The sequence below is a fragment of the Aquimarina brevivitae genome (assembly GCF_004216895.1).
GTDB lineage: Bacteria > Bacteroidota > Bacteroidia > Flavobacteriales > Flavobacteriaceae > Aquimarina > Aquimarina brevivitae.
The window spans coordinates 39,468-52,944 of record NZ_SGXE01000007.1 but is presented as its reverse complement, the minus strand read 5'-3'; the positions used below and the strand labels follow the sequence as shown (position 1 = coordinate 52,944).

The window sequence follows — 13,477 nt, the reverse complement described above, 5'->3', positions numbered from 1 at the left end:
ATGCTTGTCATAAAAAAATATAGCTTTTTCATCCTAATATTGCTCAGTATAACGGTTACTGGTCAGGATAAACAATTCAATGGAGATCCAGATGAGGCCTTTGGTATTGCCAGAGAATTAGCCTTTAATGATAAGCGTGCTCAAGCTCAAGATACGTTACGATTGATTTTGACAAAATATCCGGACTATCACGATATACGGTCATTTTTAGCAAGCACCTATTCTTGGGATGGTGCCTATGATGATGCCCGAAAAGAGTTTGCTTATGTGCTTAAAAAAGATGCCAAAAGGGAAACGACCTGGGAGGCGGCTATTAAAAATGAGTTGTACGCAGAAAAGCCGTTTGCAGCTTTAAAAATGGCGAATGAGGCCTTGACTCATTTCCCAAAAAGCCCAGTGATTTTATATCAAAAAGCGAGTGCTCAGGAGGCTACCAAAAATCCTGAAGATGCTTTACGTACGCTTGAAGAGTTACTGAAAAATAATCCGGATTATGAGAAAGGGCAGACCTATAAGAAAAGTTTACTATCCAACCTTAGACATAATGTTATAGGGATACGATCCGCGGTAGAAGTATACTCGGATGTATTTGATCCTATGCAATATCATTTTTTAAAATATTCCCGACAAACCAAATATGGTAGTATACACGGTAGGTTAAATTTCAACAGGCGATTTAACACCAATGGGTTACAGGCCGAGGTTGATCTCTATCCCCGGATTGTAGAAGGGGTGTATGCCTATTTGAACTTTGGGGTGTCCAACTCCTCGCTTTTTCCGGATATCAGATATGGAGCTGAGGTCTATACCTCTTTACCTAAAAGTTTTGAAGCTTCTGCAGGCTTTAGAGCTTTGCAATTTGATGAGACCACAATGATCTATACCGGATCTGTAGGAAAATATGCGGGTAACAGTTATTTCTCTTTGCGAAGCTACGTAACTCCAGATGAAGCAGGTGCCAGTATATCTGGGGAGATAGCATATCGAAAGTATGGCCGAAATGCAGATAATTACTTTTTGGTCGAAACCGGGATAGGCTTTTCACCAGAAAATAACCGCTTTGTGGCTGACGGTAGTGATGATGAAGTGATCAGTTTGCGATCACAGAAGTTCAATTTGGGTTACTTTTTTACGTCAAAAAATAACAAAAATGCCTGGGGCGTTAGAGCAGGGGTGGTGCATCAAGAAATTATTTTTGATCCTGGTAATTATCTTTGGATTGTCGATGTTGCTTTTACCTGGGATTTAAGGTTTAAATAGGACTAAGGGGTAAAAGAAATCAGCTACAATCTAATGTAACTGGTTCTTATCTTTATTAATACCTTACTTATTTACGGCACCCGACAGGAGTCGAGCGCTAGCAGGTGACATTCGTAGTGCACACTTCGATGAACGGGTCAATAAAAAGCGTAAAACTAAAATCCATCGCATAAAAAACCAGCTACAACTTAATGTAACTGGTTTATCTTTATTAATCCCTTACTCATATACGGCACCCGACAGGAGTCGAGCGCTAGCAGGTGACGTTCGAAGAGCAAACTTCGCGCAGCTGGAGTTACAAACTTCGCAGAGCTGGTTGACACCTACATCCAAAACTTTAAAACTAAACAAGCCTTTGTAAAATAACAAAGCCCTGCATCGCTGCAAGGCTTTGTTATAAATTATGCACCTGAGTTATTTAATTCGATCAGCTATTTTTCCATTCTTGATCTTATATATCCAAGAATATGGCTTGTAATTTCTAACATTTTCAATACTTGTTGTAATTAAAGTGTCTGATATAGAATGTAATACTTCTCTATTATAAAACTTATTTGCTATTGATTTCTCATCAAAAACTATAATTGGATTAGTCTTTTTATATGTAAAAAACCCTTTAGGATATAATTTAAAAATATATGATTCGCCTTCAATATTTCCTTTACGTTCTTCCAATTCAAATGTATGTAGCTGTGGAAATATAGTTATTGTAAAAAGAGTGTCTTTCTCTTTCTTATCAAAGTATATATGATAAGAAGGATGTGAAAACCCCTCTTTGTAAAATTCATTTAGTTTTTCTCCATACTTAACTTTTATTGGATGTTCTTTAATATAATCATCTAGTACTTTTACTAATGAAGGATCAATATTTACATCACTGTTTGGATCTTTTGATACTTGCTTAGTATCATTACAGCTTAATAATAAACTGAAAACGATAAAAGTCACTAATTGTATTCTCATAACTAAAATTTTAAAGATGAATTGCTACGACGAACAATTTTACCTCTCAAAAAGTCTTCTCTTGGTAAATGAAGCCTAGTTGTGCTTTGAGTACTAGGAAAATATATTAAGTATGGCTTATTGCTTCCATATTTAGTTAAGAATCTTGTAGAAACTCCTGTATCTCCGTCTATGCTTTCACGCCTATCCTGAGCAGTTGGTTGATTAGGATGTGAATGAAGTAAACCTAACACATTTCCTATACTTGAGTTTCTAACACCTGGCGACAAGTTCCTATCGTGAAAAGTTCCTATTTGATAATTTGTACCTAATCCATCATAACTTATTTTTCCAACACTAAACTCCACATTAGTATTGTCTGCTGCAAACTTAAAGACATTGAATACATCATTCTTATTGGATTCATCAGTAACTGCTATGTTAACGTTACGCTCTCTAATAGTACCGTAGTCATTGTATTCTTCTACCTTGGTATTACTAGTTTCTAACTGAGAAAGAATACTGCTCCCGTCAGCTTCTTTGCCTACTTTGACAGAACCAGCACTTTGATTTACCTCGTTATTGTCATTGACTGCAAACAACTGGTCAAAGTTATCATCGGTTTTTTCAAGTAAGGTAATATCACCATTGCTATTAATACCGTAATTATCCATTGGCTTTAATCCGGTAGGATCTACATACCGGATAGGATTGTTCCAACTAAAGGCATACGGTGACTTATCGATCTGTTCAGGGTCGTCGGCTAAAGGGTCAACATTCATCCATCTACCCAATTCAGGGTTATAGTTACGTGCTGTAATATCTATCCAGCCTAAACCTAACTCATCTTGATCTTCTTTACCTGTAAACCCGTATAAGTGCTTTCTACCTCTTATTGTACCGTTGTACCCTTTATGAGTTAGCCCAAACGGATAGTAGTTTTTCTCCTGGCGGATTTCCGTAGCACTATCAATACTCCCATCTTTATTATCATCGGCATAGGATAGTCTGATGTTTCCTAAATGGTCTTTATATTGATAGATATACTCAAATCCTCCTGAACCATCTGGTTCTATATACCCTTCTGGGTGGTTAAAGAACTGCAGTACCGTTTCATCACTATTGTTAGACCCTAGGGGTAATGCCAGATTGTAGTTACCTTTATAAACATAATTACCAGCATAATCCGTTGTTGTTACAGAACTTCCCTCCGTTGCAATTTTCCTTAACTTAGCTCCGGTGGCGTCATAAATATAGGTAATATTTCCGGTATGCGCTGTACTATTAATGTTAACAATACTAGGCAAGTTTAAATGATTATAACTGATACTACTGATTCCCTTATTGTTATCGGTTACCATATTACCATTAGTGTCATAGATAAAATCGTCTCCGGTATTGATGCCATCTTTAAAGCCTTCATCTTTGATGCTTGTCGTAGCATTTTCTGTAACTTTTAATAGTTTGTTACCTTCATCGTACGCATAGACTAAATCATCCATTAGCGTTTGATATCCGTTTTGAGATCTGGCTAACGATAATATGTTACCATTTTTATCATAACTTATACCTGATACATTAAAAATAGCTGGGATGTTACTAAAGGTAGTAGCTGTACCGCTTTTTAAAGAGAAATAGGCATCAGTCAGTCTATTTAGATCATCATAGTTATATCGGTAGGCTCTAGCCACTTCATCGTTTTTAGTCTTCCAAATCGTTTCGCTAATATTACCATTATACAGTGGTGTGGATAGATTAGATGTTTCGGTACTATTATAGTTAATTTTAAATGTAAACAGATCATCTCCTATATTATTGATATCGTTAATACCAGTGAGCCATCCTCTAATGTTGTAGGTATAGTCCACGGTTTGTAGTCCACCACCTACGGTTTTCGCTTGTAGTTGACCCAGTTCGTCATAGCTGTTTTGTACGATGGTTTCTTTTTTATCTGCGATAGTTTGCTCCTGGTTAATTAATCTCCCCATATGATCATACTCATAGGTGTCTACGGTAGTTAGGGTTTGACCATCCTTACTATGCATACTTTGTGTTTTAAGCACTTTACCCGCAAAATCAAGTTTATTCAATACCCAATCCTCTGTACCCAGATATTCGTTAACAACGTGTGTTTCCCAGGCTCTACCTTTATCGTCATAGTACGTAGCTGTAGTTACCCAGTCGTTGGTATCTAACACCTTTACACGAGATACGGTAGGTAACCCTTTAACATTAGCTACGGGGGTCATACCCTCCCAGGTGCCTGCGCCATTGGCCGGATTAAATACTACCAGATCACCAATTTCATAATCATCATAATAATTGAGAGTAAGTATTTCTATATTGTTGGTAGGGAAATTATTATTAGTGTAATACGTACCTTCGTTTATACTACTTGAGCTGACTCTGTTTTCATAAGTTTTTGTGGCATTAACGTTATTAACATTATAGGGATCAACGGTATTTTGATTTATAAAATAAGATTGCATAGCAGACTGATCAATATCCGTAGAATGGGTATACAACCCAGTATAGGCCACGCGATTATATAAGTCATATTTAGTAAAACTCCATTGTCTTAACGGTTTTTGATTCGCATCTTGTGTTAATACGGGTCTATTAAGCTTGTCATATACGATAACTTCCCATCCTTTTCCTGGCAATCTTTTTTTGACCAGACGTTTCTTTTTATCATATTGGTACTGATAACCTAATTCCGCTATTTCTGTCGCTGTAGGCATATCGGTTTGTGCCTCAGCTTTAGGAGGCAATACATAGGCAAGATTACCAAAATCATCATACACATAATAGGTGTCGTAGGTTAAATCATCAGCATAGATGCGCTTTAATACTGTTTTTCCTTGCTTATCGGTATACGATACAGTAGTGTTGTTACTACCAGTTCCACTATAATTTTCATTTTTAGTGATTGTTTTGTTAAGCGATCCTACCGGATAATAACTATCGAGTACCAATACAGGTGTATAAAAGGCATTATTGGTTAAGGTAAGATCAACCTTGTATTTTCTTACCTCATAACTGCTTACATTAGTGTGGTATTCAAATTTCATCTCATGACCACTCCCTAGAGCCCAGTCATTACCTGGAGCCGCTTGCTTAGATACGCGGTTTAGCGGAGAGGGTTCAAATTGTTTTTCAGAATATGGATTGAGGGTGTTTTGATACTTAGGTTGATTATAATAATTTAGCGTAGCTTGCTGTACACCTGTTCTGTACGAGCCATTGCCATTAGGATCTGCATAAGGTAAATATTCCTTTGCTTGTCTTCCATATTCATCATATGCTACGTATGTAATGATGTCTTTTTTATCTGGAGTCGTTTTTATGGCTATCTGTTGTTTTGCACGACCTAAACCATCAATATAGGTAACGTTTTCAATAACGTCACTTTCATATTGAATCCCAGATGGTGATCCCATGGCTCTTTGATACAATCTGGAAAAGACGTAATTTTCATCAGTACTTAAGGTTACCGGTGTATAGATATCAGGTTGTACACTAGCGGTAAACGTGCTACCGGATTGAATCCAGGTATTAGGCTTTAAGGTGATACTCTGCGTAGCGACTAAATACTCCGATCCGCTAACTGTATAATCTCCTTCTTTGGTGATTGTGGTTGGTGTCTGTGCTGTAATCGTTAGGGCTACAAAAAATAATGTAGCGGTGATGTATGTGGATAAATACTTGATCATCTTCATTAGTTTTTGTAGTTGTACTTGTTTTCAGATATCAGCTTGCCATCTTTATCTTTAACAAACTCTAATCTATTATGTTCATCATAGTGATACGTGGTGGTATTGCCACGAGTATCGGTGATTGATTTGACACCTACTAGATTCTCATAAGTATAGGTGGTGATCATAGCATTAGGCATCGCCTGTCTTAAATCGGTAAAAGCATTTTGTAACGCTTGCGACTCCATATCGATAGAAGCATTAATAATATCGTTTTCTATAGCAGTTGGGATTCCTGTAGTCTGTACGGTTTCTACTTTAGCAACAGGATATTTGTTATAATAATCCCATATATAATATGTTTTTAAAGCGTTATTTCTCTGATATGTACTTTTAATACTTCCTTGATTGTCATAATTATAAAAAGTTGCAATATCTTGAATTTGATCAGTCTCGGAGCCTAATAGATACGCAGTATGATGCAGTCCAACAGAGGTTATAGGTGAATAGGTGTAATCAACATCCTGAACTGTTTGATTATTATTTTCTACTTTGTATTCCAAAAGATTTGTAAAGTAATTTGAATTTGAGGACATCGGATATTTAAAGTACTCGATGATTTCATTGCCTTCAGAAGTTGTACTTCTTTTTTCTTTGAGTTGAAGATTAGAATCGTAAATGAATTGTTCAGAAGAAGTTATTTCATTATTGTCAAAATAATTTATATTAGTAGTGTTTACTAGTTTGGTATAAATACCTCTTATCGGGTAAACACCAAGGAGATATTTTTGAGTATATGTTGGATTGGTATGTTGCCAAGCACCACAATTAGCTCTCTCAATAACAGGACCTACTTTAACCCCATTTACACAGAAGTTATTCAATTCACTAGTGTAAGTATTGATTGTCTTTTTCTTCAGAATGTTATTTTTATCAAAAATTAACTCTTCTAATAATGATCCATTTTTAATATCATTTTTTTCTCTTGTAGGTAGGTTAAGCTCTGTGAAATGACCGTTCGAGTACCAATCATTATTATCTATAACATTATTTAATTCCAAAGGAAAAATGCCATCATCAATATGGTTTTCATATCTCCCTGTTATTTTACCATTAAACTTGTTTTCATCATTATTTGAAACAAAAGATTCTGAAACTTCATTATAACCTACAAAATTTCCTGATGCATTGGTAGAGGGAATGACAAAACTTGAGGTCGTTTCTTTTTTTCTAAATCCAATAGCTCTATAAGCTCCAATAAAATTACCACTCTCGTCATACGAAGGGTAATCATAAGCGGAGATATAGGATTTATTATAAAATCTAAGGGGAGTCATTAATTTACCATCTTTATAGCTATATGTTTTTTGACTCAGTAATTGATTGTCAAAATTAAAGTGTTTGATGTTTTTAATCCTTAAACCTGCTCCATAGGAATTGGAATCAGGTTCTTCAGTTGCATTAACAACTATATTACCTTGCAAAGTCATCCAAGCACCACTACTATTGGTAGTTCCATTATAGGTGCCACAACCTCCTACAGCAGTAAATTTGACGACTCCCGCTTTTTTTAATGAGTAAGAAAAAGAGTTATTTAGCACCTCTTCTGGGTCAGTAGCCGTCATTTGTATATATTCAGTGTCAACAATATATTGCTCTTTACCGCTAAGTGCGTGCATATAACCGTAAGGATCGTTGGCTACTTCTTCAGTAATAGCATCATCATAATAATCAATTCTAATATAAGTGTCCGCATAGGCTTCATAATTTCCAAGATTGGTACAGCCTCTGGTACTCAACAAATAATTACCCTCTAAAGATGGGGTAGTTTCAAAAATTTCTGCCATTTGGGATCGCGTATTTGGATTACCGTTTGGTGTTCCAACTTGTATAAGTACTTCTTTAAATATGGGGTCGTCATCAGCGTTAGGAACATAATAATTATTAAATGAATTTAATTCATAATCAAATTGAGTATAACCTCCAGTAGGATACTTTATACGCTCTAATATCCCAGACTTACAATAGGATTCAACTGCACTTCTATTATTGCCGTTACTGGTAGTAATTGCATAATTGAATCTGCTTAAATCGACAAAAAGAGAAGAGTTATTGAGTTTACCATTATAATATCCCCAATAATCTTTAGCATATGATGTTTTTTGTGGTAATGGCTCAGTATTATATGTAAAGCTATATGAGGGCTTTGTAGAATCCGTTAATGAATCTAATTTTAGTCTATGGGTTCTTTCTTGTAATGGTTTCGTTAAGTTAGGAGCTATATAGTCGTAATTGTTATCATCGTAATTTCCATTAGTGTGGCCAATAAAATAACTAAAATGAAAGTCAAACTTTTTAAAGATTTTATTGCTTGTCTCATTTTCTTTTATTGTAATATTATCTAGCTTTCTACTTCTGGCTAAATCTAATCGTTCGGAAGAATTGAAAAGAATTACACCTCCATTAAATTTTATTTTATTTAAATATGAAAATGGTTGCTCAGTTACTATTGCGGATCCACCTGATGATGCAGCTAGTCCTGCTGCACCAAGATTACCACTGCCTGATCCAGAGTTTTCATATGATATAGTGACATCTGTTCTGTTAACATAGTTTTTGACTGTTTCTGTAATTGTATAGAAAAACTCCAGATGATCATTATGACTGGTAAAAATATGATCTAGTTTATATACTCGGCTTGTTCTAATTGTATATAAATCTTGATAGTACTCTGAAATGTAAGGTATGTCACCTTTTAACATTGTAGTTTCTTCTTTTACAGAAAAAACTAAATGATGTCCTTCCGGTAGTATTATAGTTATTTCAGAATGCGAGTTTTGAGATTTTGTAATTTTTATTCTTGGATCTGTTAAACATTTAAAGGTTTCTGTTTCCCAGTCTAAGACAAAAGTACCGGAATATCCTAATGCATTGAATTTGAATACATCCGGTTCAAAATCTAATTGTTCAGCTCCAAATATCCCTGGTGGAACTACACTTGAAGACCCCTCTGGTCGACCACAGCGTCTTGAGTTACCGGGTAAATTAAAATAATAATCATCTATACCAATATAAGTTCCATTACACGAGTCTAAAATCCCTCCAGGAGCGGAGCCGTCGGAAACGACATCAGCTATTTCATCAATATCTATAAACTGTCTGTTTTTATAGGGCCCAAAGTCGTCGTATCCATTTATGATTTGTACAATATTGCCACCGGTATTCAATGTCCATCCAAGACCAGTCCATCCGGCTTCTTCATCTACTCTAAATCCGTTTGAGTGATAACTTAAATTAATAGGAAAATCCATTCCCTTTGCTTTAATCGTATAAATAGGAATATTTATATTAGGAACTCCAGTATATTTACTAACCGGGACTTCGCCATATTTTAAAAATTCAAATGCTGTCGGACTTGATGGCATTATACCTGGTCTATTATTTTCATTAATCTGTCCATAAATCAAATTAGTGCTTGATATAATAACTACAAAGCAGAAATAAATTAATCTTTTCATTTTATTTTAATGTTCAGTATTATTATTGTTTATTCTGAGTAATAATTGACTCAATTCTTTCCAAACGTTCTTCCAATGCTTCATTTTTCTGTTGAAGTTCTTGATTAATTTGTTCTTGATTTTTTAATTTTTCTTCTTGTGCAATGGTATACAAGGTTAACTCCTCAATTTTTTCTAGAAGTTTCATATTCATTACACCAAGCTCCACGCCCTCAGCTTCCATTTCCTTTGCAGAAGGCACGTTAGGTAAGTGCCCTTTTGCTGCAATATGCTGTTGTACTTCTTCAATGGTCAATAAGTCGTAGTCTTTTGTAAACACATAATCTGGTGCCGGTACGGAGAGATCAATTTTCACTTCTTCGGCGTGGATGTTACCTTTAACCGTTAGTTTAGCGTCAGGGGAGGTGGTGCCGATGCCAACCAGTCCACCAGACTTTATGACCATCCAATCTGTAGATATATTATCAGTTGGTGTGAAGCCTCTAAATACAAATCCACCATCAGTTGAGCCATTGCTAGCATTTGCATCTTGCATTTCGAAAACAATACCATCCTTCCATTGGCCAAAATAGCTTGAATCTCCAAAAAGTCGAAAACCTTCTCCTTGGTTCATAAAAAGATCTCCTGTAATATGTAATTTGGCGATTGGAGCCTGATTTCCTATACCAACATTACCAGTTTCATCATCAACTCTTAGTCGTTCTGTTCCCTTTGTTTTAAGAACTAAGTCATCATTGTAGGAAGAAAAGGCATTAGTAGCAGTATGAACGTCCTTATTAAAAATAATTTTAGGGCGGTCTGTATAAATATGTGCCCAGCTGGAATTTTGAGCACCAAGGTCTAAATACCCAGTTGGTGTCTGTACACGTAGTGCTTCCCCAGCTGCATTACCCCTAATGCTACCATTGACGTGTAATTTTACCTTAGGATCCGTAGTGCCTATACCCACATTTCCTCCAAATGGATTTAAGGAGATTGTTCCAGTTCCACTGGCCCATTCGCTTGCGACATGTCCTGATTGCAGATATACCTTTCTAACATTAAATTCATTAGACAGTCCTATATAGAAACTATTGTTAGATTTTCTAATCCTAAAGTCATAGTTGTTCACATAATTATTAGGGTCATTATTGGTTGCATTTAAAGGAAGGCTCACGTTATTGCCATCCATAGTGATATTACCGAGTGCTCTAAAATTTCTAGCAATCTGAAAATCCCCTTCGTTACTTAACGCAGCGACCGGAGTAACACCGTGGATACCCCACACCCATCCGCGTCCAACACTACCATTCATGTTCATTTTGATACTGTAATCCGTTACAGGACCGTATTTATAGTCAGCAGTGTTGCCCATATGGATCTTGTAGCTATCGCTACTCCAAAACCGTAACCCGTTACCGTTACCAGCAGTTACATTATAGGTAGGTTGTTGGCTAAATCCTAGTTGGATAGTTGCAATCGTAAGTATTAGTAGATAAAAGTTTTTCATGGTTATTTAGTCTTTTAAAAGCAGGTTTAGTTTTTCTTCTAGTTTAGCTAGTTTAATTTTTTGATCCCGGAGTTCTTTTTGAAGTGTCTTATTTTGTTCTTTTAAAGTGTCTAGTTCATTAAGTTTTTCTTCTTGTGCAATGGTATACAAGGTTAACTCCTCAATCTTTTCTAAAAGTTTCATATTCATTACACCCAGTTCCACACCATTAGCTTCCATTTCTATAGCAGAGGGTATGTTAGGCAGATGTCCTTTATCAGCAATATGCTGTTTTACTTCCTCGATAGAAAGCAAGTCGTAGTCTTTGGTAAACACATAATCTGGTCCGGGTACGGATAGGTCGATTTTTACCTCTTCTGCGTGGATGTTTCCTTTTACGGTAAGTTTAGTGTCAGGAGAGTTGGTTCCTATACCTACATTACCATTACTGTCTATAACTACATCGCTATTGTGATTGTTTACGCGAAATGTTAGCTTATCAGAGCTGTGATTGTATTGCATTCCGGCAACATAGTCGTCATCTTGATCAGCGAATCCAAAATATCCAAATTTATTGTTTGGTGTTAAAATTGAGATCATTCCATTTTCATTATCTTCAACAGTAAGATCAGAATATCCGTGAGGATTACCACCAGAAACTCCTTTTTGGATATGGAATATAGATTGTGGGGTAGTTATACCTAAACCAACAAAACCATTTTCGTCCTCCATCAAAATAGATCTCCATCCAGTCCACTGACTATCACTTGCATCCCATTGTCTAAATTTTAGATCACCATGGGGATAGGCAGTTGAGATTAATTCAAAATTCCTGCAACAGGCAGATCCACTTACTGTTAATTTAGTACCATAGGGATATTGCCAATTCAATGTATTATTACTTCCTGGACCTATTTGATAGTAGATGCCCCCAGCCATATTAGCTGTTGGTTCATCTTCATTATATTGCTGTTGCGCTACAATGTCAATACTGGTTAGAATCAATAAAACTGTGATTAAATACTTCATAGCATCGTTATTTAGCGCTTAAAATTTTCTCTAATTTTTCTTCGAGTGACTTAATACGTTTTTCTTGTTCAATCGTGTATAGGGTCAGTTCTTCAATTTTTTCTAGGAGTTTCATGTTCATTACACCAAGCTCAACGCCATTAGCTTCCATTTCTTTAGCAGAGGGGATGTTAGGCAGATGTCCTTTATTAGCAATATGCTGTTGTACTTCTTCGATAGAGAGCAAGTCGTATTCTTTGGTAAATACATAATCCGGTGCGGGGACGGAGAGGTCTATTTTTATCTCCTCTGCGTGGATGTTGCCTTTTACGGTAAGTTCGGAGTCGGGAGACATAGTTCCAATACCCACCTTGCCATCATTTTTTATCACCATTTTGTCACTTGTGGATGTTTCAGTAATAGCTCTAAATCTTACAATTTCTCCAGATTTAGATCCAATATGTAAAGCTCCACTACTATAGATTTCGTTGGTATCCATCATAATACTGGATCCATTAGGGTTAGATAGTGTAAAATAGCTTTCATTAGGATTCCATTTTCCCGCAAAAGTTCCTTCTTTTTGTACTTCTATTTTTCCGGATGAAAAGTACCAATCTCCTAGAATTGGTACATCGACAAGTGCGTCAATATTTGAGGATACGATCGGTGTACTGGGAATAGTCATAATAAAAGGAGCTTCTTTGGTAACCGTAGAGGTAAATGACAAATGGCCATAATTACCAGCAGAAAAACCCCATAGCTCATAGATATTATTTGCGACTTCTTTTAATTTTAAAACTTTTTTATTAATCCCCTCAGCATTATGTTGCCAATCACCAGTTGAATTTTCTCTTAATCGAAGAACAGCTGTAGCATTATATTTTATAAAAGTGTTTACGTAATGAAAGTTAACTGTAATGTTAATTGAATTGTACTGTCCATTACCGTTAAGATCTATATTCATAAGTTTATACCATTTACCGTAGGAAGATTGCCCTAAGGAGTATTTCATTTTATAATGGTCTTGTGCTATGGCATTGATGCAACACAATAAAATACCGGCAAAAAAGAAAAGTTTTTTCATTTCATTTGAAAATTAGAATTTGATACAAAAAAAGGTGAGTTAAGATAAAATCAGAGTTGATTTTCTTTAATCTTGCTGTAGTATATTTAATAGTCATCCATCGATAGACAAGATCAATAATAAAAACGCTGAGGGCAGTCAAAAATAATTTCATACAAGCTGCTTATTCAATTTTATATAGGTGGTTTTATTATAATGTGTCATGACATCAAAATATGTTACCTTATATTTTTAATTTTAACATATGTAATGTGTTATATACTTTTATTAAGCATATCAGTGTACTTTGATATATGTGTTTATGAAAAAGTATTGTGATGTGATTTTTCATCGTTTTGGGGCCGATTAAGAAAGGTGCAAAAATAAACGAGGAAAGGTAAAACCACAACTATTCGAGTTAATTGTTAAGGAAATATGAAAAGTAATCGATAATCAGTTGGTAAAGACAGTTGTTTGGTTAAAAATCAGGAAGGTTTTAGCATTTATGTGTAAAAAATCCTAC

7 protein-coding genes are annotated in these 13,477 nt (G+C 35.5%); 1 reads left to right on the top strand and 6 read right to left on the bottom strand.

The annotated features are described in order from the left end of the window. Positions 1 to 1,260 carry a YaiO family outer membrane beta-barrel protein gene (locus EV197_RS16165; RefSeq protein WP_130287846.1) on the top strand — a complete coding sequence of 420 codons (1,260 nt, stop codon included), beginning with the start codon at positions 1 to 3 and terminating at the stop codon, positions 1,258 to 1,260. 414 nt (positions 1,261 to 1,674) lie between these two features. Here the strand turns inward: EV197_RS16165 and EV197_RS16160 are convergent, their stop codons facing one another. Genes EV197_RS16160 through EV197_RS16135 form a run of 6 tightly spaced genes read right to left on the bottom strand, consistent with a single transcriptional unit; the run spans position 1,675 to position 12,975 of the window. Beyond that, positions 1,675 to 2,223 carry a hypothetical protein gene (locus EV197_RS16160; protein WP_130287845.1) on the bottom strand — a complete coding sequence of 183 codons (549 nt, stop codon included), beginning with the start codon at positions 2,221 to 2,223 and terminating at the stop codon, positions 1,675 to 1,677. A 2-nt stretch (positions 2,224 to 2,225) separates the two neighbouring features. After that, positions 2,226 to 5,915, bottom strand: coding sequence for a DUF6443 domain-containing protein (locus EV197_RS16155; protein WP_165389073.1), 3,690 nt, complete (start codon positions 5,913 to 5,915; stop codon positions 2,226 to 2,228). Between the two features lie 5 nt (positions 5,916 to 5,920). Further along, entirely contained in the window at positions 5,921 to 9,415 is a 3,495-nt protein-coding gene (locus EV197_RS16150) for an RHS repeat domain-containing protein (protein ID WP_130287843.1), read from the bottom strand. Positions 9,416 to 9,437: 22 nt separating this feature from the next. Next, positions 9,438 to 10,904 (bottom strand): tropomyosin, encoded by a 1,467-nt coding sequence (locus EV197_RS16145; protein WP_130287842.1) that lies wholly within the window; start codon positions 10,902 to 10,904, stop codon positions 9,438 to 9,440. Positions 10,905 to 10,910: 6 nt separating this feature from the next. Next, the gene (locus EV197_RS16140) at positions 10,911 to 11,912 is read right to left on the bottom strand and encodes a tail fiber protein (protein ID WP_130287841.1); all 1,002 of its coding nucleotides are present in this window, start codon (positions 11,910 to 11,912) and stop codon (positions 10,911 to 10,913) included. A gap of 7 nt (positions 11,913 to 11,919) precedes the next feature. Then, positions 11,920 to 12,975: a tail fiber protein gene (locus EV197_RS16135; protein ID WP_130287840.1), complete on the bottom strand. Its 1,056-nt coding sequence runs from the start codon at positions 12,973 to 12,975 to the stop codon at positions 11,920 to 11,922. Between the last annotated feature and the right edge of the window lie 502 nt (positions 12,976 to 13,477).

What these genes read in the sequence shown, in the direction of transcription:
- EV197_RS16165 (WP_130287846.1), top strand. Translation starts at nt 1, where the DNA reads ATGCTTGTCATAAAAAAATATAGCTTTTTCATCCTAATATTGCTCAGT.
- EV197_RS16160 (WP_130287845.1), bottom strand. Translation starts at nt 2,223, where the DNA reads ATGAGAATACAATTAGTGACTTTTATCGTTTTCAGTTTATTATTAAGC.
- EV197_RS16155 (WP_165389073.1), bottom strand. Translation starts at nt 5,915, where the DNA reads ATGATCAAGTATTTATCCACATACATCACCGCTACATTATTTTTTGTA.
- EV197_RS16150 (WP_130287843.1), bottom strand. Translation starts at nt 9,415, where the DNA reads ATGAAAAGATTAATTTATTTCTGCTTTGTAGTTATTATATCAAGCACT.
- EV197_RS16145 (WP_130287842.1), bottom strand. Translation starts at nt 10,904, where the DNA reads ATGAAAAACTTTTATCTACTAATACTTACGATTGCAACTATCCAACTA.
- EV197_RS16140 (WP_130287841.1), bottom strand. Translation starts at nt 11,912, where the DNA reads ATGAAGTATTTAATCACAGTTTTATTGATTCTAACCAGTATTGACATT.
- EV197_RS16135 (WP_130287840.1), bottom strand. Translation starts at nt 12,975, where the DNA reads ATGAAAAAACTTTTCTTTTTTGCCGGTATTTTATTGTGTTGCATCAAT.